The 22,634-nt window shown below is 63.4% G+C and carries 18 protein-coding genes and 4 tRNA genes; 5 read left to right on the top strand and 17 right to left on the bottom strand.

The window, feature by feature from the left end:
- Positions 1-212: 212 nt before the first annotated feature.
- From pepN to ACSSU5_RS18200, 6 genes are read right to left on the bottom strand one after another with little or no spacing between them, the layout of a single operon-like run.
- A complete protein-coding gene (pepN, locus tag ACSSU5_RS18225) occupies positions 213-2,870 on the bottom strand; it encodes an aminopeptidase N (protein ID WP_264309665.1) in 2,658 nt (885 codons plus the stop codon).
- Positions 2,871-2,883: 13 nt separating this feature from the next.
- Positions 2,884-3,714 (bottom strand): DUF2797 domain-containing protein, encoded by an 831-nt coding sequence (locus ACSSU5_RS18220; protein WP_264309666.1) that lies wholly within the window; start codon positions 3,712-3,714, stop codon positions 2,884-2,886.
- Entirely contained in the window at positions 3,711-3,971 is a 261-nt protein-coding gene (locus ACSSU5_RS18215; protein ID WP_051099822.1) for a YeaC family protein, read from the bottom strand. The genes ACSSU5_RS18220 and ACSSU5_RS18215 overlap by 4 nt, the downstream gene beginning before the upstream one ends.
- 14 nt (positions 3,972-3,985) lie before the next feature.
- Positions 3,986-4,873, bottom strand: coding sequence for a rhomboid family intramembrane serine protease (locus ACSSU5_RS18210; protein WP_492559437.1), 888 nt, complete (start codon positions 4,871-4,873; stop codon positions 3,986-3,988).
- Positions 4,870-5,841: a metallophosphoesterase gene (locus ACSSU5_RS18205; protein ID WP_492559436.1), complete on the bottom strand. Its 972-nt coding sequence runs from the start codon at positions 5,839-5,841 to the stop codon at positions 4,870-4,872. Before ACSSU5_RS18205 ends, ACSSU5_RS18210 begins: the two co-directional genes overlap by 4 nt.
- A complete protein-coding gene (locus ACSSU5_RS18200; RefSeq protein ID WP_027596710.1) occupies positions 5,841-6,731 on the bottom strand; it encodes an NAD(+) kinase in 891 nt (296 codons plus the stop codon). Before ACSSU5_RS18200 ends, ACSSU5_RS18205 begins: the two co-directional genes overlap by 1 nt.
- A 43-nt stretch (positions 6,732-6,774) precedes the next feature.
- On the opposite strand from ACSSU5_RS18200, the gene ACSSU5_RS18195 reads away from it, so the two are divergent.
- Together ACSSU5_RS18195 and cybB are read left to right on the top strand one after the other, a co-directional pair.
- A complete protein-coding gene (locus ACSSU5_RS18195; RefSeq protein ID WP_492559435.1) occupies positions 6,775-7,755 on the top strand; it encodes a DUF1853 family protein in 981 nt (326 codons plus the stop codon).
- Between the two features lie 224 nt (positions 7,756-7,979).
- Positions 7,980-8,525: a cytochrome b561 gene (gene cybB, locus ACSSU5_RS18190; protein WP_492559434.1), complete on the top strand. Its 546-nt coding sequence runs from the start codon at positions 7,980-7,982 to the stop codon at positions 8,523-8,525.
- On the opposite strand, the gene ACSSU5_RS18185 is transcribed toward cybB, so the two are convergent.
- Positions 8,516-9,409: a 1-aminocyclopropane-1-carboxylate deaminase/D-cysteine desulfhydrase gene (locus ACSSU5_RS18185; RefSeq protein WP_492561334.1), complete on the bottom strand. Its 894-nt coding sequence runs from the start codon at positions 9,407-9,409 to the stop codon at positions 8,516-8,518. The genes cybB and ACSSU5_RS18185 overlap by 10 nt on opposite strands.
- Positions 9,410-9,513: 104 nt before the next feature.
- A complete protein-coding gene (locus tag ACSSU5_RS18180; RefSeq protein ID WP_264309670.1) occupies positions 9,514-11,550 on the bottom strand; it encodes an NADPH-dependent 2,4-dienoyl-CoA reductase in 2,037 nt (678 codons plus the stop codon).
- Between the two features lie 257 nt (positions 11,551-11,807).
- Here ACSSU5_RS18180 and ACSSU5_RS18175 point away from each other — a divergent pair, with 257 nt between their 5' ends.
- From ACSSU5_RS18175 to ACSSU5_RS18165, 3 genes are all read left to right on the top strand, one after another.
- Positions 11,808-14,045, top strand: a complete 2,238-nt coding sequence (locus ACSSU5_RS18175; RefSeq protein WP_492559433.1) for a TonB-dependent siderophore receptor — start codon at positions 11,808-11,810, stop codon at positions 14,043-14,045.
- Positions 14,046-14,162: 117 nt separating this feature from the next.
- On the top strand, positions 14,163-15,281 hold the full coding sequence (locus ACSSU5_RS18170; RefSeq protein WP_492559432.1) for a nitrilase-related carbon-nitrogen hydrolase: 1,119 nt from the start codon (positions 14,163-14,165) through the stop codon (positions 15,279-15,281).
- A gap of 4 nt (positions 15,282-15,285) precedes the next feature.
- On the top strand, positions 15,286-16,326 hold the full coding sequence (locus ACSSU5_RS18165; protein ID WP_264309673.1) for an AraC family transcriptional regulator: 1,041 nt from the start codon (positions 15,286-15,288) through the stop codon (positions 16,324-16,326).
- A 230-nt stretch (positions 16,327-16,556) separates the two neighbouring features.
- On the opposite strand, the gene ACSSU5_RS18160 is transcribed toward ACSSU5_RS18165, so the two are convergent.
- From ACSSU5_RS18160 to ACSSU5_RS18120, 9 genes are all read right to left on the bottom strand, one after another.
- Positions 16,557-17,387, bottom strand: coding sequence for a DUF2242 domain-containing protein (locus ACSSU5_RS18160; protein ID WP_492559431.1), 831 nt, complete (start codon positions 17,385-17,387; stop codon positions 16,557-16,559).
- A 188-nt stretch (positions 17,388-17,575) separates the two neighbouring features.
- Positions 17,576-17,652: transfer RNA gene (locus ACSSU5_RS18155), tRNA-Asp, on the bottom strand.
- A gap of 141 nt (positions 17,653-17,793) precedes the next feature.
- Positions 17,794-17,870: transfer RNA gene (locus tag ACSSU5_RS18150), tRNA-Asp, on the bottom strand.
- Between the two features lie 101 nt (positions 17,871-17,971).
- A tRNA-Asp gene (locus tag ACSSU5_RS18145) sits at positions 17,972-18,048 on the bottom strand.
- Positions 18,049-18,140: 92 nt separating this feature from the next.
- A tRNA-Val gene (locus ACSSU5_RS18140) sits at positions 18,141-18,216 on the bottom strand.
- Between the two features lie 226 nt (positions 18,217-18,442).
- On the bottom strand, positions 18,443-19,216 hold the full coding sequence (locus ACSSU5_RS18135; protein ID WP_264309675.1) for an SDR family oxidoreductase: 774 nt from the start codon (positions 19,214-19,216) through the stop codon (positions 18,443-18,445).
- Complete coding sequence (locus ACSSU5_RS18130; protein WP_264309676.1) at positions 19,213-20,424, bottom strand: O-succinylhomoserine sulfhydrylase; 1,212 nt, start codon at positions 20,422-20,424, stop codon at positions 19,213-19,215. Before ACSSU5_RS18130 ends, ACSSU5_RS18135 begins: the two co-directional genes overlap by 4 nt.
- A gap of 15 nt (positions 20,425-20,439) precedes the next feature.
- Positions 20,440-21,945: an amidophosphoribosyltransferase gene (purF, locus tag ACSSU5_RS18125; protein ID WP_264309677.1), complete on the bottom strand. Its 1,506-nt coding sequence runs from the start codon at positions 21,943-21,945 to the stop codon at positions 20,440-20,442.
- 42 nt (positions 21,946-21,987) lie between these two features.
- Positions 21,988-22,545: a CvpA family protein gene (locus tag ACSSU5_RS18120; protein ID WP_264309678.1), complete on the bottom strand. Its 558-nt coding sequence runs from the start codon at positions 22,543-22,545 to the stop codon at positions 21,988-21,990.
- Between the last annotated feature and the right edge of the window lie 89 nt (positions 22,546-22,634).

Genomic DNA, 22,634 nt, shown 5'->3' with positions numbered 1-22,634 from the left:
GCCTTGCAGGTACTGCGAAAAGCCTGTGGTAGAGGCCTGCAATAGCTTGAGGGGATCGTAGCGGGGAAGGTTGCGGGAATACAACGAGCGGGACGTTATGTTTTGTTAACCGCCCAAAAGCTTCGCGGGACAAGCCCGCTCCCACAGGTGTTGCGCAGTACCTGTAGGAGCGGGCTTGTCCCGCGAAAGGGCCAGTTCAGGCTATGGGGAACTCAAGCCAGGCTCTTGCTCACCACTTCATACACATCACTGGACAGCGACCCGGAAGCCAGAATCCGCTCCAGCTCACCCTTCATCAACGCCTGACGCGCAGCGTCATACTTGCGCCAGCGGGTCAGCGGTGCCAGTTGACGCGAGGCAATCTGCGGGTTCAGCGCATTCAGCTCGATCACCAAGTCCGCAAGGAAGCGATAGCCCGAGCCATCGGCCGCATGGAAGTTGACCAGGTTCTGCCCAGCGAACGCACCGACCAGCGCCCGCACCTTGTTCGGGTTCTTCAAGGTGAACGCCGGGTGCTGCATCAGCGCCTTGACCCGCGCCAGCCCGCCCGGCAGCGAGCTGGCGGCCTGCACGCTGAACCACTGGTCCATGACCAGCGGGTTGTCCTTGAAGTGTTCGGCGAAGGTCTCCAGCGCCTTGGCCCGCTCGGCCTCGAACGGCGAGTTGACCAGTACCGCCAGGGCGGTCAGGCGTTCGGTCATGTTATCGCACTGGTCGAACTGCTCCAGCGTCGCCTCCAGCACCTGCGGCTTGCCGCTCTGCATCAGGTACGACAGCGCGATGTTCTGCAGGCTACGGCGGGCGAAGTGCTCGGCTGCGGCGACGTAAGCGGTTGTGCGCGAGACCTCGCGGTGCGCCTGGTAGCGGGCCCACAGGCCATCGAACAGCTGCTCGGCGATCTGCTGGCGGGCGAACTCGCGGGCGGCGTGGATGGCATCGACATCGGCCACCTGGCTGATCTCGGTGAGGTAGGCCTCGCCCGGCAGCGACAGCATCTCGGCGACCATGGCAGCGTCCAGCGACGCGTTGCCCAGCACAGTGCCCAACGCAGTGATCAGGCGCGGGTCAAGCTTCAGCGCTTCGCCACGCTGATGCTGGCCGATCAGTTCCTGCAGCACCTGAACAGACAACTGCTGGCCAGCTTCCCAGCGGTTGAAACCATCGCTGTCGTGTTGCATCAGGAACATCAGTTGGTCGCGGTCGTAAGGGAAGCTCAGCTTCACCGGCGCACTGAAGCCCCGCAGCAGCGAGGGCAGCGGCTTGGCCGTGAGGCCTTCGAAGGTGAAGGTCTGCTCGGCCTCGGTCACCGACAGCACACGGCTGGTGCCGCCAGCCGCGGCCTCACCCGCCAGGCGCAGCGGCAGGTCGTTGCCTGCAGCATCCAGCAGGCCCAACTCGACCGGGATCACGAATGGCAGCTTTTCGACTTTGTCCGGGGTCGGCGGGCAGCTCTGGCGGAAAGTCAGGCTATAGGCCTGGGTACCCGCGTCATAGGCTTCGCTGACCTCCAAACGCGGCGTGCCCGCCTGGCTGTACCAGCGCTTGAACTGGGTCAGGTCGACGCCGTTGGCATCTTCCATGGCCTTGATGAAATCGTCGGTGGTCACCGCCTGGCCATCATGGCGTTCAAAGTACAGGTCGCTGCCCTTGCGGAAGCCCTCTGCGCCCAGCAGGGTGCGGACCATGCGCACCACTTCGGCCCCCTTCTCGTACACGGTGAGGGTGTAGAAGTTGGAGATCTCGATGAAGCTGTCCGGGCGCACCGGGTGGGCCATGGGGCCGGCGTCTTCGGCGAACTGATGGGTGCGCAGGTAGGCGACGTCCTCGATGCGCTTGACCGTGCGCGAGTTCATGTCGGCGCTGAACTCGGCGTCGCGGAACACCGTGAAGCCTTCCTTGAGCGACAGCTGGAACCAGTCGCGGCAGGTGACGCGGTTGCCCGACCAGTTGTGGAAGTACTCGTGAGCGACCACGCCTTCGACACGCTGGTGGGCGGCGTCGGTGGCGGTTTCGGCGCGGGCCAGCACGCAGCTGGAGTTGAAGATGTTCAGGCCCTTGTTTTCCATGGCGCCCATGTTGAAGTCGTTGACCGCGACGATCATGAAGATGTCCAGGTCGTACTCACGGCCATAGACTTCTTCATCCCAGCGCATGGACTTCTTCAGGCTGACCATGGCGTGGTCGCACTTGTCGATGTTCTCGGGCTCGACGTAGATGCGCAGGGTCACGTCGCGGCCGGACTGGCGCGTGAAACTGTCCTCGACGCACCAGAGGTCACCGGCCACCAGCGCGAACAGGTACGCCGGCTTCATGAACGGGTCTTCCCAGGTCGCCCAGTGGCGGCCGTCTTCGGCCGGCCCGCTGCCGATCGGGTTGCCGTTGGACAGCAGCACCGGGTAATGATGCTGCTCAGCGATCACCGTGGTGGTGAAGGTGCTCATCACGTCAGGGCGGTCGAGGTAGTAGGTGATCTTGCGGAAGCCCTCGGCCTCGCACTGGGTGCAGAACATCGTGCCGGACTTGTACAGGCCTTCCAGCGCGGTGTTGCTCTCGGGGTGGATCTTCACGCTGGTGTCGAGGGTGAAGCGCTCGGCCGTGGGGTGCACGGTCAGGCTGTCGGCTTCGAGCTGGTAATCGCTCGCCTGCAGCTCGACATCGTCCAGCGAAGCACGCAGCAGCTCAAGCTGCTGGCCGTCGAGCACCAACGGCGGCAGACCGGCACCACGTGCCGGGTTGCGGCGCATGACCAGTTGCGCATGGACCAGGGTGTGGTCCTCGAACAGCTCGAAGGTCAGGTGCGTCTCGTCGATCAGGTACTCGGGCGCCTGGTAGTCCTTGAGGTAGATCACTTGCGGTTGTTCGGTACGCATGTGCAGGTCCTTTTTACTGGAGCACGGCCATCTGGTAGGCCGTGTACTTGCGAATATTGATCACGCCGGTGTCGAAGATCAGGTACTGGCCCTTGATGCCCAGCAGCGTACCTTCCACCACCGGGTTCTTGTCCAGGTTGAAGCTGACGATCTTCGTCGGGTAGGCCTCGACCGGGTAACGCATCTGCACCACTTCGGCATCCGGCAGCGGCTGGATCGCCTGCAGGCCAAAGCGCGCTTGCAGTTCGCGCAGGCCGTCGGCACAGGCGTCGAAGATCTGTTCACGAATGGCCACCAGGTCCAGCGCTTCGGCGTCGCCCTTGAGCAGTGCGCGCCAGTTGGTGCGGTCAGGTACCTGGCTGCGCAGCACGTCTTCGACCAGGCCCGACTGTTGGCGGGTGGCCACGCGCATGATCGGCAGCGCCTGGCTGGCACCCTGGTCAAGCCAGCGGGTGGGCAGTTGGGTGGCGCGGGTGATACCGACCTTGACCCCTGACGAGTTGGCCAGGTAGACCACGTGGTCGGTCATGCAGAACTGCTCGCCCCAGGACGGTTCGCGGCAAGTGCCGGCGTCATAGTGGCAACGTTCCGGGGCCATGATGCACACGTCGCACTGGGCCAGCTTGGTCATGCACGGGTAGCAGTAGCCTTGGCTGAAGCTGGTCTTGGTGCGCTTGCCGCAATGGCTGCAGTGAATGGCGCCGAGGTATTCCAGACGCAGGCGCTGGCCGATCATTGGGTTGACCGGCACCTGCGTGTCATCCAGACGAAAGCTGTACTGCACCAGCGGTGCTTCCAGGCTTACCGCCATCTTGCTCAAAGAGCCACGAGCGAGTTCGATCAATGTACCGAGTCCGACTTGAACAAAATGTTAGCGATCGGCGCGGACTTCGACGCGCACTCCTGCGGGCCCATGTAGCCGGTACGCTGATCTTCGGGGAGGTTTTTCATTTCCCAGGCGATCACTGCCTGCAGTGACAGCTCTTTCTGCTCGGCAGTGAGCTTGCGGCCGTCGGACCATTTACCGATTTCTACGGCCGTTTTCAGGCTCTCGTAGATCTCGGGGGTAATGTTTTCGATCATTTGCGCGAAAGTGGACATAGCGTCTCCATAATTCAAGCCGACAGTTTACGCCGGGCCATGCCGCCGCCCAAGAGCCCTGTCAGGCATCCGATGAGCAGCCCGCCGACGTGGGCGGCGTTGGCGATTTGGCCGAAGCCGAGCTGGCCGACCACCCCGGTCAGGCACACCACCAGCCAGATGAGCATCATCACCAGCACGCCTTTGGGCAGGTTGAAATGCGGGTTGGGCGCCAGCCACTGGTACAGCCAGATATGCCCGAGCAGCCCGTAGAGCACACCGGACAGGCCGCCGAACAGGCTCGGGCCACTGGTGTAGTGCTGGGCCAGGTTGGACACCAGGCTGAACAGCAGGGTGAGGCCCAGCAGTAGCCACCGGCCCTGGCGCAGTTCGATGCGCTTGCCCAGCTCCCAGTACCACAGGCTGTTCATGGCCAGGTGCAGCACGCCGAAATGCAGCAGCATGGGCGATACCAGGCGCCACCACTGGCCTTCGGCGAGGCCCTGGGCCAGTGGGGTGAAGTACAGGTAGTCGCCCTGCACGCGGAAATCGAGGAAGGTGAACCAGCCGATGGTCGAGAAGTTTTCGCCAAGGCCCGTGAGGCCGGCAACGATGAAGCACAGCAGCAGAATCGCGGCGGTGACCTTGCAGGCTTTTATCTGGTCCTTCAGGGAGGGCTGTGTGGGCGCATTCGCGGGTAAAGCCGCCCCCACAGGGGCCTGCGCAAGCTCAAGGTCGGCGTTACCGTCGGGATAGCGCTGGTAGAGTTGCAGCACGTCCTGGGCCAGCGTGTCCGGGGCCCACAGGACCTGGACCTCACCTTCTTCGCTGACCCGGTGCGGCACCTGCAGGCGTTGCAGCAGGTGGACGAAGCCGCTGAGGTCGACCGACAACGGCAGGCGCATCACTTCGATTATGTTCATTGATTGGCCTGTGGGCGGTCGACGTCGACCCAGACGAACTTGTGCGGGTCGATACGGGTTTCATCATCCAGCCGATAGGCTGCCAGCTTGCCGTAGAGCACCGCGCTGTAGTCTAGGCAGGCCAGGTTGTCGCGGATCGGCGCCGGCCGCCCGCTGCGCCAGTAATGGCCGACGAACAGCAAGGGCTCGTCCTCGGCATAGCGCAGCAAGGCGTTCTTCTGGATATGGCTCAGTGGCGTGCTGGCGACTTCCTCCGGCAGGGCATCGGGCTGGAACACGATGTCACCATAGGTTTGCGGGTCTTCTTCCCAGAACTTGGTGCGGAAGAAGGCGCGGGTCAGGCCATCGCCGCCGGTCAGGGTCAGGCCGTCCGGCAGGCGCATGTCGGTGCCCCGCAGCAGGCGATTGCACACGGTGGCGGCGAAACTGCCAGGCACTGCCGAGGCTTGGATGAAATGCGCGTCGATACGCCCGTCCGGGTACTGCTGGCGCAGCGGCTCGATCAGCCGTGGGTCCCAGCAGGCATGCACCAGACGGAAACGCCCGGCGTCGACGAACAGCGGCAACTCATAGAACCAGTTGACGAAGTCATGCCAGTCGCCGGGGTGGTGGGCGAACTGGGTCAGGGTCTCGTCGATCAGCCGGGCGTGGCGTGGCGTGTGTTCGCGCACATGCGCCCTGCCGCTACCGGGCAGCGCCGGGGTGACCCAGCCCAAGGCGTTGTATTCATGGTTGCCCATGATGCAGAACGCCTGACCGGTCTCGACCATGTCATGCACGATGTGCAAGGCCTCGCGGATACGCGGGCCGCGGTCGACGATGTCGCCCAGGAACAATGCCTGGCGCCGCGGGTGACGCCAGACGCCGGCCACACGCTTGTAACCGAGGGCGTCGAGCAAGCGTTCAAGGGTCAGCGCACAGCCATGCACGTCACCGATGATGTCGAAACTTCGCGCCGGATCGAGCATCAGTCGTCCCTGCTTCCAAGGCGGCTGCCCCAGCCGAGTTTGGTACGGCACACTTCGTAGTAATTGTGGTCCAGCGGGTGGATCAGGCGCAGCTTCTGCGGCTTCTTGCTCACCGTGATGGTGTCGCCAGGGGCGCAGGTGAAGTGGTTCTGGCCGTCACACGACACCTGCGGGTAGATCTGCAGGTCCTTGGCCACGACGATCTTCAGCTCGCTGTTGCCGTCGACCACAATCGGCCGACCCGACAAGGTATGCGGGTACATCGGCACGATGACGATGGCGTCGAGTTTGGGGTGCATGATCGGGCCGCCAGCCGACAACGCATAGGCGGTCGAGCCGGTCGGGGTGGCGACGATCAGGCCGTCGGCCTTCTGGCTGCAGACGAACTGGCCATCGATGTAGATCTCGAACTCGATCATCCGCGTCGACTTGCCAGGGTGCAGGACCACGTCATTGAGCGCATCGCCCTGGCCGATGGCCTCGTGGTGGCGGCGCACTTCGGCTTGCAGCAGGAAGCGGTTTTCCACCAGGTAGTGGCCGTCGAGCACTTCGGCGACCTTTTCTTCCAGCTCGTCAGGGCGGATGTCGGTCAGAAAGCCCAGGTTGCCGCGGTTGATGCCCAGCACCGGAATGTTGTGCCGGGCCAGGGCGCGGGCGGCGCCGAGCAGGCTGCCGTCACCGCCGACGACGATGACCAGGTCGCAGACCTCGCCCAGCAGCTTGCGCGTGGACGTCTGCAGGCCATGGCCGGGCAGGACTTCAGCGATGGTGTCCTCGAGGATCACATGCAGGTGGCGCTCGAGGAGGAATTTTTTCAGTCGGCGAATGGTGTCGAGCACCTGCGAGCTGCCAAGGCGTCCGATGATACCGATATTGCGAAATTGCTCCATGGGGCTCCTGCGAGGCTCTGCGGCGGGTGACTATGGGTCGATTATGGGCGAAACGACCGGGCAGCGGCAAACCGGCTATGCTCGCTGGATGATGCCTTTCGCCGAACTCCACGACGTACCCCGCCAGTTGCGCCGCCCTGCCGTGCGCGACCTGGCCTGGACACTGCTGTCTCCCCCCTTGCTGAGCGCCCCGCCCTGCCCCCAGCGCCACCCGTTGGCAGGCAGTGACTGGGCGGATGAGCCGCAGCGCCTGAAAGCCTGGCTGCAGGCGCTGGATGCCGATGACCAGCCGCTGCGCGATAGGCTGGCAAGGCTGACCAGTCGGCGCCTGGGGCTTTATTACGAAAGCCTCTGGCAGTTCGCCCTGGCTCAGGCGCCGGGTATCGAGTTGCTGGCGGCCAACCTGGCGATCCGCGAAGGTGGGCGCACGCTGGGCGAACTGGACATCCTGCTGCGCGACGCCGACGGCACCCACCACCTGGAGCTGGCGATCAAACTTTACCTGGGGCCCACCCACGGCGATGGCCGAGACCCGGCGCAATGGCTCGGGCCGGGGTGCCACGACCGCCTGGGCAGCAAGCTGGCGCATCTGGCCGGGCATCAGTTGCCCATGTCCAGTGACGCCCAGAGCCGTGCGGCGCTGGTCGGGCTTGGCGTTCATCAGGTGCAGGCGCACCTGTGGCTGGCGGGTTACCTGTTCTACCCATGGCCTGGGGCTGCAGACCCGCCTGAAGGCGCCAACCCGCTGCACCTGCGCGGGCGCTGGTTGCGGCGGCGGGATTGGTCACTGGCCACAGGTGAACGCTGGCAGCCCTTGCCACGCAATGCCTGGCTGGCACCCGCGCGGGCCGAGGCCGATGAGTGCTGGACGGCGGCGCAGTTCGGGGCCTGGCTGGCAGGGCTGGATGAGCATGCGCCGGCGCAGATGCTGGTCAGGCTGGAACAGGAAGCCGACGGTGCCTGGCAGGAAATGGAGCGGGTGTTTCTGGTGGCTGATGGCTGGCCACTTTTGCCCAAGCGATGATTCTGCTCGTACCGGCCTCTTCGCGGGCAAGCCCGCGCCCACAGGTACAGCACTGCCCTTGAAAGCAGTGGGGCACCTGTGGAAGCGGGCTTGCCCACGAAGAGGCCGGTACAGGCAACACAATTTTCACCGACCCAGAGCAAAGATTGATTCCCTCCAGCAGTTACAGTTAGCCCTGAGCGCCACCAAGAGCGCCACCTTAGACCTGATGACGAGGACCCACCATGGTTTCATCCCCCCCCACGCCCCATTACGCGCGCCTGTCCATCGCCCTGCACTGGCTGATGCTGGTGCTGCTGGCCGTTGTCTATGCCTGCATCGAGTTTCGCGGCCTGTTCCCCAAGGACAGCGCCGAGCGCAACCTGATGAAAGATCTGCACTTCATGCTGGGCCTGACGGTATTCGTGCTGGTCTGGCTGCGCCTGGCCGTGCGCCTTAGCCGCCCTACCCCGCCCATTCTGCCCAAGCCCCCGGCCTGGCAGACCGGGCTTGCGCATTTGATGCACCTGGCGCTGTACCTGTTGATGATCGGCCTGCCCCTGGCCGGCTGGCTGATTCTGAGCGCCGCCGACAAGCCAGTGCCCTTCTATGGCCTGGAACTGCCACACCTGATCGGCGCAGACCCGGACCAGGCCAAGTTCATCAAAGGCTGGCATGAGCGCATCGGCAGCTGGGGTTACTGGCTGATCGGCCTGCACGCGCTGGCCGGGCTGTATCACCACTACGTGCAACGCGACAACACGCTGCTGCGCATGCTGCCCTACAAGTAACCACGTCGGCCTTGCAGGCCACCGGTGTGAAGCACGATCAGGCGGGTGCCGGGCGGGAACAAGCCGGCCTCGACCTGCTCGCGCAGCGCCAGCAGGGCCTTGCCGGTGTAGAGGGCTTCGAGCGGTACGCCAGTGTCCCGCTCGCAAGCGTCGATAAAATCCAATAACGCGTCGTCGATCCGGGCAAAGCCGCCCCGACAGGCATCATGCAGCCGATAACCACGGCTACCGACCCACTCAGCCACTGCCTGCGGCACACCCTGATCGCGCGGCACCGCCAGCGCGCCGTGCACTTCGTGCGCACCGGCCTCTTCCTGCACCAGGCCAGCCAGTGTGGTGCCGGTGCCTACAGCCAGCCACCAGGCGCTGTAATCGTCCCAGCCGATCCCGGCCAATTGCGCACGCGCCTGGGCGACGATCAAGCCGCAACCTTGCGCGCCTGCCAAGCCACCGCCCCCTTCGGGGATGCAGTACCAGCCGGGGTAACGTGCCTGCCAGGGTTGCCAGAACCCCGCTTCATGACGGGCGCGATAGCCACCATAGCCAAGCCAGTGCAACTGCATGCCCAGCGCCTGCAGATCGCGCACGGTCGGGGTGTCCTGGGCATGGCCACGCAGCAGGCCGGCTGTGGCGAAGCCGAAACGTTTGCCTGCGGCGGCCAGGGCGTGCAGGTGGTTGGAGTGGTTGCCGCCGAGACTGATCAGGCCAGGGGCACCGGCATCATGGGCATGCTGGAGGTGGTGGCGCAGCTTGAACCACTTGTTGCCACTGATCAGGGGGTCGATCAGGTCTAGGCGCAGGATGGCGGCTTCGACGTTGGCGCGTTGTAGCCAAGGCAGGCTCAGAGGGTGCAGGGGAGCCTGGGGGAGGTCCAGAAAATCGATAGACATGGATCGGGGCCTGAAGCGAAGGCTTCAGTTTATCAGTGAATACCGGGGGCCGCTTTGCGGCCCCAGGCTATCTCAAAGGGCTACCTCAAAGGGCTACCTCAAAGCTCGGCAGCCAACCGCGAGCCTTGGTTGATCGCCCGCTTGGCATCCAGCTCGGCCGCCACATCCGCGCCACCAATCAGGTGCACCGACTGCCCCGCCGCCAACAAGCCTTCGTGCAATTCACGCAGCGGCTCCTGCCCGGCACAGATCACCACGTTGTCCACCGCCAGCAGCTGCGGCTCACCGTCACCGACCCGAATGTGCAAACCGGCATCGTCAATGCCCAGGTATTCAACGCTATTGAGCATCTGCACGTGTTTGTTTTTCAGCCCGGCTCGGTGGATCCAGCCGGTGGTCTTGCCCAGGCCGTCACCCACCTTGGACTGCTTGCGCTGCAGCAGATACACCTGGCGTGCCGGCGCGTGTGGCACGGCCTTGACCCCAGCCACGCCACCTCGCGCCTCAAGTTGGGTATCGATGCCCCACTCTTTCCAGAACGCCTCACGGTCCTGGCTGCTGGCCACACCTTGATGCACGAGGTATTCGGACACATCGAAACCGATACCGCCCGCGCCGATCACCGCGACGGCCTTGCCGACCGGCTTGCGCTCGAGCAGTACGTCCAGGTAGCTCAGCACCTTGGCGTGCTCGACCCCCGGGATTGCTGGCGTGCGCGGCGCGATACCCGTGGCCAGGATGACCTCGTCGAAGCCGCCCTCTACCAGCGCCTGCACATCGACGCGGGTGTTCAGGCGCAGGTCCACGCCAGTGCTGTTCAGCTTGTTGCGGAAGTAGCGCAGGGTCTCGAAGAACTCTTCCTTGCCTGGCACCCGCTTGGCCACGTTGAACTGCCCGCCGATCTCGCCGGCGCCATCGAACAGGGTCACCTGGTGGCCACGCTCGGCAGCCACGGTGGCGGCAGCCAGGCCGGCTGGGCCCGCACCGACAACGGCAATGCGCTTCACGGCGCGCACTGGCAAGTAGTTCAGCTCGGTCTCGTGGCAGGCGCGCGGGTTGACCAGGCAACTGGTCAGCTTGCCGCCAAAGGTGTGGTCCAGGCAGGCCTGGTTGCAACCGATGCAGGTGTTGATCTGATCAGCATGCCCGGCAGCGGCCTTGTTGACGAAGTCTGGATCGGCCAGGAACGGCCGCGCCATGGAGACCATGTCGGCATCGCCGTCGGCGAGCACCGCCTCGGCCACTTCCGGGGTGTTGATGCGGTTGGTGGTAATCAGCGGAATGTTCACTGCGCCACGCAGTTTGGCAGTGACCTTGCTGAACGCCGCCCGTGGCACTTTGGTGGCGATGGTCGGAATGCGCGCCTCGTGCCAGCCAATACCGGTGTTGATGAGCGTCGCACCGGCTTGCTCGATGGCCTTGGCCAGGAGCTCGATTTCGTCCCAGGTGCTGCCACCCTCGACCAGGTCGAGCATCGACAGGCGGAAAATGATGATGAAGCGCGGGCCCACGGCCTCACGCACGCGGCTGACGATCTCGACGGCCAGGCGCATGCGGTTTTCATAGCTGCCACCCCAACGGTCGCTCCGGTGGTTGGTGTGGGCGGCCAGGAACTGATTGATGAAGTAGCCTTCCGAACCCATGATCTCGACGCCGTCGTAGCCGGCACGCTGGGCCAGCTTGGCGCAATTGACGAAGTCGGCGATCTGTTTCTCGATCCCCTCTTCGTCCAGTGCCTTGGGCTTGAACGGGTTGATCGGTGCCTGGATCGCGCTGGGTGCCACCTGGCGTGGGCTGTAGGCATAGCGCCCGGCATGCAGGATCTGCAGGCAGATCTTGCCGCCCGCTGCGTGCACGGCCTCGGTAACGATGCGGTGCTTGTCGGCTTCTTCCTCGGTGCTGAGCTTGGCGGCGCCAGAGTAGACACCGCCCTCGTCATTGGGCGCGATTCCGCCGGTGACCATCAGGCCGACGCCACCCCGGGCGCGCTCGGCAAAATAGGCCGCCATGCGCTCGAAACCCCCTGGGCGCTCTTCAAGGCCAGTGTGCATCGAGCCCATCAGGGTGCGGTTGCGCAACGTGGTGAAGCCCAGGTCGAGTGGTGCGAGCAGGTGCGGATAACGGTCGGCAGCCATGGAAGGTCCCCATTTGGCGTGATCACGGAATGCGGGTACCTCGCCGGTCGGCGGGCCCGTCGTTTATCTGCCAGCAACATTAAACAGCTGTTTGAAGGCTCTCAATGATCAAAACTGACAACTTGATGATCATGCTGCACAGCCCTTCCCGCCCTTTCGTCATGAGATGTAAAAATATTTTCATCCGCGTATTGAAAACGTAAATCATTTGTAAATAATTCGCATCCGACAATAATTACCACTTGGATGTAGAGTTCATGCCCAAAACCCGTCCCACACGGCTGTCTCCTTTGTCGCTGCATCTTTACCTCGGCCTCGCTGCTGCGCTGCCAACCGGCGTGGTACGCGCCGAACCCCTGGAACTCGCGACACAGGAGGCTGCCAAGGACGGCGGCAACGTAACCTCGCAACCCCTCGAACTGTCCGCCACCAATGTCGAAAGCCAGTGGCTGGGCGCCTCGACGGAAAACACCGGCAGCTACGCGCCGGGCACCACCACCATGGGCGGCAAAGGCCCGCAGAAGCTGCGCGAAATCCCCCAGTCGGTGACCGTCATCACCGACCAGCGCCTGCAGGACCAGCAACTGCGCAACATGGACCAGGTGATGAACCAGATGACCGGCGTCACCCGCAAGGAGGCGTGGGCTAAGAACACTTACGTATCGCGTGGCTTCGAGATCAACGATGTGCGCTACGAAGGCGGTGCCACCTCCAGCATGCTCGACAGCAGCCGCTATGAGGACCTGGCTCAGTTCGACAGCGTCGGTTTGCTGCGCGGCGCCGATGGCCTGTACGGCGCAGGCGAGCCAGGGGGCGTGATCAACTTCAGCTACAAACGCCCGCTGGCGCAACCGCAGGTCAAGACCCTGACCTCGGCCGGCAGCTGGGACAACTACCGCGGCGAGTTCGATGTAACCGGCCCGCTGGGTATGGATGGCCGGCTGCGCGGGCGCTATGTGGGGGTGCTGGAGGACAAGCACAACTTCGTCGACTACGACCACAAGAAGCGCAACCTGAACTACATGTCGTTCGAGCTGGACGCCAGCGACGACACCTTGCTGTTCTTTGGCGCCAGCCATCAGCGTGATGACCTCAAGGGTGTGCGCAACACCCTGGGCCGTTACTCCGACGGCAGCGACCTTGGCCTGCCACGCAGCACCAACCTGACCACGCCGTGGAGCTGGAACGATATCGAGAACACCACCGTGTTCGCCCGCCTGGATCAGCAACTGAGCGACAACTGGAAAGCCGTGGCCAACGTGCGCCACAACATCAACCGCAACGCGCAGAACGTGGTGGAGCTGGAGAACCCCATCGACCCGGTCACCGGTACCGGCGGGTCGTGGTGGAACAACCAGCACGATTTTCGTACCACCAACACCACCGTGGACCTGAACCTGCAAGGTGCGTTCGACGCCTTCGGCCACACCCACGACCTCACCTTCGGGGTTGACGGCAGCAAGCTCAAGAGCCGCGGTGGCAGTTTCTGGAACTTCCTCTACGACGACCTGATCTTCTCACCGACCCTGCCAGAGCGCTTCCCCACGGCGCAAAGCTTCCCAGACACCAGCACCGACGTGCGCAAGGCCGGCGCCTATACCTCGCTGCGCATCCGGCCGGTGGATGATCTGTCGCTGATCATCGGCGGTCGCTACACCCTCATGGAAGACACCGAGTACGTGGGCGCAAGTGGCCAGAAGCTGACCTCGATCGATGAAGACCGCCAGTTCGTGCCGTACTACGGCATCGTCTATGACCTCACCGAAACCACCAGCCTGTATGCCAGCCATGCGGAAATCTACAAATCGCAGGCGACATTGCTGCAAGGCCCGCCACCGGGCAGCAAAGCCCTGGAGCCAATGACCGGGACCAACTACGAGGTCGGGATCAAGCGCGAGTTGGCCGATGGCCGGCTGCTGGCCAGCTTTGCCGTGTACCGCATCGAGAAGAAGGGCCAAGGCCAGACCGACCCCAACTTCCCACGTGAATGGGGCTCTGTGACCTCCTGTTGCTATGTTGGCGATGGATACCAACTGAGCCAGGGCTTCGAGATCGAACTCAACGGCGAAGTCCTGCCTGGGCTGCAGGTGGCGATGGGGTACACCTACAACGCCAACGAGAACAAGCGTGAGGGTGATGCCCGTTTCAGTACCCACACCCCACGCCACCTGTTCAAGCTCTGGACCGACTATCGCTTCCAGCGCCTGTCTGCCTTGAGCCTCGGCGCCGGGGTGATCGCACAGAGCGAGCACAGCGAATCGGGCACCGTGGTACCGCTTGGGGGCAGCGACTCGCTGGACTACGCGTTCGTCGAAAGCGGCTATGCGATCTATTCGGCGCGCGCCGCGTATGACCTGGACGAGCACTGGACGCTGGCACTGAACGCCAACAACCTGTTCGACAAAACGTACTACAGTACGGTGTCGTCAACCGGGTACGGCAACCTGTATGGTGAGCCACGCAGCTTCTTGCTGAGCTTGAGCGGAAAGTTCTAACCCCCCCTGCTGGGGCTGCTGCGCGGCCCCAGCAGGGTGAATCACACAATTGACCTTCCGCTGGGCGCCGGTTTGCTCGTACCCTTGTCACAGTTTCAACTGAATAGACACGGTTCCATGCGAAAACTGCTTGCTGGCGCACTGGCGCTGGTCTTCATCGCCGCCCTGTGCGGCTACGGCTTCTGGACCCAACAACGCCCGGAAGGCCATTACCTTTCCGACTTGCGCATCGAGCTGGCGCTCAACCATGGCGTGCCGGGTGAACACGGCAACCTGCTGGGCGTCGAACCCCTGCTCTACCCAAGTGACTACCAAAACCTTCAGCGCCTGCACCGCAAGCTCTCGGCCTATCTGCAGCAGGCTCGTGTGCAGGGGCTGGTTGGCCCGCGCACGGTGGTGGTGCTGCCCGAGCACATCGGCACCTGGCTGTGGGCACGTGGCGAAAAGAACGAGCTGTACCAGGTCACGCAGAGCCGCGAGGCCCTGCAATGGCTGGAGCTGAGCAACCCACTGCGCTATGGCCTGGCAATGCTGAGCGCCGATGCCGACGACTGGCGTGCCGACGCGCACCTGCGCATGAAGGCCGAGCAGATGGCCGCCGACTACCAGCAGCTGTTCGGTGGCTTGGCCAAGGAGTTTGGTGTCACCCTGGTGGCCGGCTCCATCGTGCTCCCGGCCCCTTATGTCAAACACGGCGTGCTGCACGCGGGCAGTGGCCCGCTGTACAACAGCAGCGTGGTGTTTGCCGGCGACGGCTCGCTGCTGGGCCAGCCCCAGCGTCAGCAATTTCCGGACAGCGAAATGCGCCGCTACATCCATGATGGCCGCGAGCACCCGCTCCAGGTACTGCAAACCCCTGCCGGACGCCTGGGCGTGCTGGTCGGCAGTGACAGCTGGTACCCGGAGAACCAACAGCAGCTGGCACAGCAGTCGGTACAGCTGATCGCCAACCCGGTGTTTCTCAGCGGCAAAGGCAGCTGGGAGGCGCCGTGGCGTGGCAATCGCCATCAGGATGCGGCGGCCGAGCTTGCCCTGCAGCGTGGCGAAGTCAGCGAACGAACCGCCTGGCAACGCCTGACCCAGACGGCCGGCGCGGGTGTCAGCAGCATGAGCGTGTTCATGCGCGGGCAGTTCTGGGAGCAAGCCAGCGACGGCCAGGGCTTCGCCCATCAGTCGGGTGAACTGCTGGCGGGCAACCCCAGCCATGGCGCCCGCCTGCTGAACCTGTGGTTGTGACCTGATGGCCCGCCCCCGCGTGCGCCTGGGTGATCTGTCGGTAGGTTTCGTCCAGCCACTGGCCGGGGCTTTGCGCGCGCTGGGCCACGACCCTGCGCCCCTGTTGCAGCGCTATGGCCTTGATGCGGCGCGCCTGGCCGAAGCGGGCGCACGCTTGTCGATCCCTCGCTACATGCACCTTGGGCATGCCGCCATCGCGCTGTCCGCCGAGCCGGCCCTGGGCCTGCACATGGGCCGCCTCAGCCGCCTGGCCCATGCAGGCCTTGCGGGTATCACGGCGGCCCAGGCGCCGACCCTGGGCGAAGCGGCGCGCACCTTGTTGCGCTTCGAGCCGCTGTACGCTGCCAACTACCGGGGCCACTCACGCTTTCAGGAAGATGCCCAAGGCGCCTGGCTGCGCTTCTACTCCATCAGCCCCTACAACACCTACAACCGCTTCGTGGTCGATTCACTGCTCGCCGGCTGGCTGGCACAACTGGGCGACCTGGCGGGTACTGTGCTGCAGGCAGAACGGCTGGAGATCGAATTTGCCGCACCCCCTTATGCCGCCCAGTATCAGGCACTGTGCAGCACGCCCGTGCAGTTCGCCGCCGAGGGCAATCAACTGCGCCTGAGCCGCGCCACGCTGCAAACGGCCAACCCGCAGCATTGCCCGAGCACCTGGCAACACCTGCTGCAACTGTGCGAAGCAGAGTTGCTCCAGCGCACGCGGGTGCGCAGCCTGGGTGAACGCATCACGCACCTGCTCGGCCCGCTGCTCAATGGTGGCCGCGAACCGGACCTGGACGAAGTGGCGCTGCGCCTGCAACTGCCGACCTGGACATTGCGGCGCAAGCTCGCTGAAGAAGGCACGCGTTTTCGCGATGTGTTGAACGAGACACGGCGCGACCTGGCCGAAACCTACATCCGTGACACGGAGCTGGCTTTCGGCGAGATCGCCTATTTGCTGGGGTTTGCTTCGGCAGAGGCTTTCCAGCGCGCATTCAAGCGCTGGACCGGCCTCACGCCGGGGGAATTTCGCCGCAGCCAGCGGCAGGCCGGCTAAAGCTCGGTAGCGTCATCGGCGGGTTCCGGTGGGTCCAGTTCGTATGCCTGGAATTCGAGCAGCTCTTCCTGATATTCATCCATTGCCCTGCGTCCTCTTTTCTCATATGTCTTCGTAGGTGTCGCCTTCAACCTAAGCAGGTTGGGTGAAGGAATGATGACAATTTCATGAGAAGTAAACGTAGCAGGTATCGAGCGCGTTATCGCCGCCCGTCTGTAACAGGGAATGTGTCAGAGCGCCGCAGGTACGGCCTCTGCAGGCTGCGCTTGCTGCTGCACCTGTATCGGCGCAGGCTCTGCAGGCGGTGCTACAGGCTGCGATCCGTGGCTGTCATTCACCACGGGCGCAGCCGGCACCTCGCTGGCAGGGGCAGCCACAGCAGGCGCTGGCGCAGTTTCGGCCACAGGGGCCAGAGGCGCCGCCACCGGGGCTACAGCCGTCTGCTCTGGCAGCCCCAGGTCAACCGCTGGCTTTTCAGGCTTGGGTGCAGCCACCTCGGGCTCGACCTTGGGCTTGGCCTTGCTGACCTTCTTGGGCTTCGGCAGATAGCTCTGCACCAGCGCGAAATAGCGGTCGTAGAACTGCGCCGCAGTCACCGTCTCGCTGGCGACTTTGACCATCGAGTCATCACTCGAGCCGATCGGCATCGACACCGACCCCAGCACGCCCACACCAAGGCTGGCGGAGGTGTTGGATTTCTTCAGGCTGTAGCGATCTTGTAGGGCGTTGGCGAACATGGTCGAACGCTGGTCGTCGCTCACGTCCGGTGCGCAGGTGACGTTGAAGCTGATCTGCAGGTGGTTTTCGCTGTTTTGCTGAAAGCTCTTGTTGCCCGTCACCTGGTTGGCGCCGCTGCTGGTGATGATGTAGCCCTGGCTGAGCAAGGCACGGCGAGCCGCCTCGCAGGAGCCGGCATCGGTCACCGGGAAGCTGCGCGAGAAGGTCCCCGAGTCATCGAAGTTCTCGTGTTCGTAGATGGCGGCTTTTTTCGAGGAACAACCGGTCACGCCCGCCAGCACCAGGGCCAGCCCGAGCGCGCCAAAGACGGATGATCGGGTCATTGCAAATTCCGGGTAAGTCGAGAGGTGTCTATTGTGCATCACTGCGCACGGGCACTGAAACCGTTCATCCGTGAAGAGTCTGTCAGCTTCGTGTAAATGTGGCCGCGGGGGGGGCGAAAACGAAAAAAGCGACCCTAAGGTCGCTTTCTACGTTGCTTCGAGGCGTTCAAGGGGCCTCGAGGCGAAGATGGCGCAGCGGACGGGACTCGAACCCGCGACCCCCGGCGTGACAGGCCGGTATTCTAACCGACTGAACTACCGCTGCGTATCGCTTGGGCTTGCGCCCGGTTGAAACCTTTTGCTCTACTTACCGGCCATGGGCACAGTTAAGAGAGGCACAAAAAAAGCGACACGTTGATCGCTCTTTTTGTTGCTTCGAGGCGTTCAAGGGGCCTCGAAACGAAGATGGCGCAGCGGACGGGACTCGAACCCGCGACCCCCGGCGTGACAGGCCGGTATTCTAACCGACTGAACTACCGCTGCGTATCGTTCAGGCTTGCGCCCGATTGAAACTGGGATCGACCTTAGGCATATTTGCCGTTTGGTCTCAGACCGGTGCTAGGCACCCATCTGTTACTAAAAAGTGGCGCAGCGGACGGGACTCGAACCCGCGACCCCCGGCGTGACAGGCCGGTATTCTAACCGACTGAACTACCGCTGCGCATAGTGACTTACGTCATGGCTTATCAGGCCTTGTCCCTCTCTGGCTATCCGCTTCTTTCGAAGCTTCCTGCACCAGGAACGCTCAGGAAGTGGTGGGTGATGACGGGATCGAACCGCCGACCCTCTGCTTGTAAGGCAGATGCTCTCCCGGCTGAGCTAATCACCCCCGCGATGTTGCTTGTTGCGTTTGCTTCGCTGAGGCCGCGAAATTTACGCAGGTACCGATGCTAAGTCAATACCCCCATTGAATTTTTTTTCAAAAAGGGCAAAAAAGAGGTTTGCCTGTACGAGGGCACTGGATCGATGCTGTTCCTACACTAAGCGGTCGCGTGACGAATAATCACCAGAAACAAGAAAGGGACCTTTCGGTCCCCTTCTTGGTATCTGACAGCTCAGGTGTAGATCATCTTGCGCGTCATGCCGCCATCGACCACAAACTCTTGGCCAGTGACAAACGCCGCTTGGCGCGACAGCAACCAGGCCACCATGGCCGCCACGTCCTCCACCGTCCCTACCCTGCCGGTCGGATGCTGGGCATGGTCGGCTTCGGTCAACGGTTCGGCACGGCGCTGGGAAGGGTCACGCGCATCGATCCAACCCGGGCTCACCGCATTGACGCGGATCTCCGGGCCCAGGCTCATGGCCAGGGCATGGGTCAATGCCACCAGGCCGCCTTTGCTTGCCGCATAGGCCTCGGTGTCCGGTTCGGACTGCCGTGCCCGGGTCGAGGTCAGGTTGACGATCGCCCCATTGTGCGCACGCAGGTACGGCGCGCAATGCTTGGCCAGTAACATCGGGCCATTGAGGTTGACCGCCAGCACCCGGTTCCATTGCGCCAGGCTCAGGCTTTCCAGCGTCTGGTTGTGCGGGTTGGCGATTGCCGCGTTGCACACCAGCGCGTCCAAGCGCCCGAACTGCCCCAGCACTTCGGAAACCCCAGCACTGACCTGGGCTTCGTCGGCCACATCCATGGTCACGAACCAGGCGTTGTCGCCCAGCGCTTTGGCTACCTTGGACCCGCGGGGGCGGTCAAGGTCGGTGAGCACCACCTGCCAGCCTTCGCAGATCAACCAGGCGGCGATACCTAGGCCGATGCCGCGCGCGGCACCGGTTACCAGGGCTACCCGGCCATTATGGCCTGGCTTACCGCCGCTGATTTCGATCACAGTGCCGCCAACCCACGTGCAAGGTCTGCCTGCAAGTCAGCCACGTCTTCCAGGCCCACGGCAACGCGAACCAGGCTGTCACGGATACCCGCAGCCTCGCGCTCCTGCGGCGACAAACGGCCGTGGGAGGTGGTGGCCGGGTGCGCGATGGTCGTCTTGCTGTCACCCAGGTTGGTGGTGATCGAGATGACCCGCGTGGCATCGATGAAGCGCCAAGCGCCTTCCTTGCCACCCTTGACCTCGAAGCTGACCACCGCACCAAAGCCGCTCATCTGGCGCTTGGCCAGTTCGTGCTGCGGGTGGCTTGGCAGGCCGGCGTAATGCACCTTCTCGATGCCGTCCTGCTGTTCCAGCCACTGCGCCAGTTGCTGGGCACTCTCGCAGTGCGCACGCATGCGCAGCTTGAGCGTTTCCAGGCCTTTGGTGAAGATCCAGGCATTGAACGGGCTGAGCGTCGGGCCTGCGGTACGCAGGAAGCCCACCACTTCTTTCATCTGCTCACTGCGCCCGGCCACCACGCCGCCCATGCAACGGCCCTGGCCGTCGATGAACTTGGTTGCCGAGTGGAACACGATGTCGGCACCCAGCTTGAGCGGCTGTTGCAGTGCCGGGGTGCTGAAGCAGTTGTCCACCACCAGCATGGCGCCACGCGCGTGAGCGACCTCGCTGAGGGCGGTGATATCCACCAACTCGGCCAGCGGGTTGGACGGCGACTCGACGATCAGCAGCTTGGTGTTGGCTTTGATGGCCTTTTCCCAACCCGACAGGTCGACGAGCGGCACATAGTCCACCTCGACGCCGAAGCGCTTGAAGTATTTCTCGAACAGGCTGATGGTCGAGCCGAACACGCTCTGCGACACCAGCACATGGTCACCGGCGCTGCACAGCGACATGACCACGGCGAGGATCGCCGCCATGCCAGTGGACGTCGCCACGGCCTGCTCGGCGCCCTCCATGGCCGCCAGGCGCTCCTCGAAGGCACGCACGGTCGGGTTGGTGTAGCGCGAGTAGACGTTGCCCGGGGTTTCACCGGCAAAGCGTGCGGCCGCATCGGCGGCCGTGCGGAAGACATAGCTGGAGGTCAGAAACAGCGCTTCGCTGTGCTCGGCCTCCGGTGTACGGTTTTGCCCGGCGCGCACCGCCAGGGTGTCGAAACCGACACCCTCGAGGTCACTGTCCAGTCGTCCGGCATCCCATTGATCCGTCATGCCGTCGCTCCCTAATCAGTTGTTGTAGAGGTCGATGATCGCGCTGACCGCCTGGGTCTTCACCTTCGCCAGGTCATTACGTGCCTGCTCGATACGCTCGAGGTAGGCTTCGTCGATGTCGCCGGTGACGTATTCACCATTGAACACCGCGCAATCGAAGTGCTCGATCTTGATCTTGCCGCCACCGACCGATTCGATCAGGTCCGGCAGGTCCTGGTAGATCAGCCAGTCGGCGCCGATCAACTCGGCCACCTGTTCGGTGGTACGGTTGTGGGCGATCAGTTCGTGAGCGCTCGGCATGTCGATGCCGTAGACGTTGGGGTAACGCACCGCAGGGGCCGCGGAGCAGAAGTAGACGTTTTTCGCGCCAGCTTCGCGGGCCATCTGGATGATTTGCTTGCAGGTGGTACCGCGCACGATCGAGTCGTCCACCAGCATCACGTTCTTGCCGCGGAATTCCAGCTCGATGGCGTTGAGCTTCTGGCGTACCGACTTCTTGCGTGCAGCCTGGCCGGGCATGATGAAGGTACGGCCGATGTAGCGGTTCTTGACGAAGCCCTCGCGGAACTTCACGCCCAGGCGGTTGGCCAGCTCAAGCGCAGCGGTGCGGCTGGTGTCCGGGATCGGGATGACCACATCGATGTCGTGCTCCGGGCGCTCGCGCATGATCTTTTCGGCGAGCTTCTCACCCATGCGCAGACGCGCCTTGTACACCGAGACGCCGTCGATGATCGAGTCAGGGCGGGCCAGGTAGACGTGCTCGAAGATGCACGGCTGCAGCTTCGGGTTTTGTGCACACTGCTTGGTGTACAGCTGGCCTTCTTCGGTGATGTACACCGCTTCACCCGGTGCCAGGTCGCGGATCAGGGTGAAGCCGAGCACGTCCAGGGCCACGCTTTCGGAGGCGATCATGTATTCCACGCCTTCGTCAGTGTGACGCTGGCCGAACACCACCGGGCGAATACCGTTCGGGTCACGGAAACCGACGATGCCGTAGCCGGTGACCATCGCCACCACCGCATAACCCCCGACACAACGGCTGTGCACGTGAGAAACCGCGGCGAACACGTCTTCTTCGGTCGGCTGCAGCTTGCCGCGTACAGCCAGTTCGTGGGCGAACACGTTCAGCAGCACTTCCGAATCGGAATTGGTGTTGACGTGGCGCAGGTCGGATTCGTAGATTTCCTTGGCCAACTGCTCGACGTTGGTCAGGTTGCCGTTGTGCGCCAGGGTGATGCCGTAAGGCGAGTTGACGTAGAACGGCTGGGCTTCGGCCGAGGTCGAACTGCCCGCAGTCGGGTAGCGCACGTGACCAATGCCCATGTGGCCAACCAGGCGCTGCATGTGGCGCTGCTGGAACACATCGCGCACCAGGCCATTATCCTTGCGCAGGAACAACCGGCCGTCATGGCTGGTCACGATACCGGCAGCGTCCTGGCCGCGGTGCTGGAGGACCGTAAGCGCGTCATACAGCGCCTGATTGACGTTCGACTTACCGACGATACCGACGATGCCACACATGCGACGCAACCCCTACTTTGACGAAACTTGAGTGAATAGCGCTCAGGGCTTTGCGGGCCCGAGCAACTGTTCCTTGAACGGGAGATCAGCCGGTGTGCTGATCACCCCACTGGACATCCACTGGCTGGAGAAACCCAGAATCAGGTTTTTCGACCAGTCAGCGACCAAGAGAAATTGTGGTATCAGGCGTGATTCCTGCCACCAGGTGTCTTGTTGAACCGGCCCCAGGCTAAGCAGCCCGACGGCCACCACCACCAGCAAGGCCCCACGCGCGGCGCCGAAGGCCATGCCGAGAAAACGATCAGTGCCGGACAGCCCGGTCACGCGGATCAGCTCACCGACAAGGAAATTGACCATGGCCCCCACCAGCAGGGTGGCGACGAACAGAATGGCGCAACCGGCGATGGTACGCATCGACGGTGTCTGGATATAGCTTTCAAGATACACCGAGAGCGAGCCACCGAACATCCAGGCAACCGCACCGGCAATGATCCAGATGAGCAAGGACAAGGCTTCCTTGACGAAGCCGCGCTTGAGACTGATCAGTGTGGAGACGGCGATGATCGCGATGATCGCCCAATCAACCCAGGTAAATGCCACGGTGCTGCCTGCAGACGTTTGAGGCGGCGCATTTTACCAGAGCAGCGGGCTGGGGGTAAGCGGAATGTCGGGGGGATTAGCAACTGCGC

Source organism: Pseudomonas sp. E1MeOHC2 (assembly GCF_058745025.1).
The sequence above is the reverse complement of the archived record's forward strand: the minus strand, read 5'-3'. Positions and strand labels throughout refer to the sequence as shown.

Bases quoted from the DNA above. Each gene is read 5' to 3' on its own strand.
- pepN (WP_264309665.1), bottom strand. From the start codon at position 2,870: ATGCGTACCGAACAACCGCAAGTGATCTACCTCAAGGACTACCAGGCG.
- ACSSU5_RS18215 (WP_051099822.1), bottom strand. From the start codon at position 3,971: ATGTCCACTTTCGCGCAAATGATCGAAAACATTACCCCCGAGATCTAC.
- ACSSU5_RS18210 (WP_492559437.1), bottom strand. From the start codon at position 4,873: ATGAACATAATCGAAGTGATGCGCCTGCCGTTGTCGGTCGACCTCAGC.
- ACSSU5_RS18205 (WP_492559436.1), bottom strand. From the start codon at position 5,841: ATGCTCGATCCGGCGCGAAGTTTCGACATCATCGGTGACGTGCATGGC.
- ACSSU5_RS18200 (WP_027596710.1), bottom strand. From the start codon at position 6,731: ATGGAGCAATTTCGCAATATCGGTATCATCGGACGCCTTGGCAGCTCG.
- ACSSU5_RS18195 (WP_492559435.1), top strand. From the start codon at position 6,775: ATGGGCGAAACGACCGGGCAGCGGCAAACCGGCTATGCTCGCTGGATG.
- cybB (WP_492559434.1), top strand. From the start codon at position 7,980: ATGGTTTCATCCCCCCCCACGCCCCATTACGCGCGCCTGTCCATCGCC.
- ACSSU5_RS18180 (WP_264309670.1), bottom strand. From the start codon at position 11,550: ATGGCTGCCGACCGTTATCCGCACCTGCTCGCACCACTCGACCTGGGC.
- ACSSU5_RS18175 (WP_492559433.1), top strand. From the start codon at position 11,808: ATGCCCAAAACCCGTCCCACACGGCTGTCTCCTTTGTCGCTGCATCTT.
- ACSSU5_RS18170 (WP_492559432.1), top strand. From the start codon at position 14,163: ATGCGAAAACTGCTTGCTGGCGCACTGGCGCTGGTCTTCATCGCCGCC.
- ACSSU5_RS18165 (WP_264309673.1), top strand. From the start codon at position 15,286: ATGGCCCGCCCCCGCGTGCGCCTGGGTGATCTGTCGGTAGGTTTCGTC.
- ACSSU5_RS18160 (WP_492559431.1), bottom strand. From the start codon at position 17,387: ATGACCCGATCATCCGTCTTTGGCGCGCTCGGGCTGGCCCTGGTGCTG.
- ACSSU5_RS18130 (WP_264309676.1), bottom strand. From the start codon at position 20,424: ATGACGGATCAATGGGATGCCGGACGACTGGACAGTGACCTCGAGGGT.
- purF (WP_264309677.1), bottom strand. From the start codon at position 21,945: ATGTGTGGCATCGTCGGTATCGTCGGTAAGTCGAACGTCAATCAGGCG.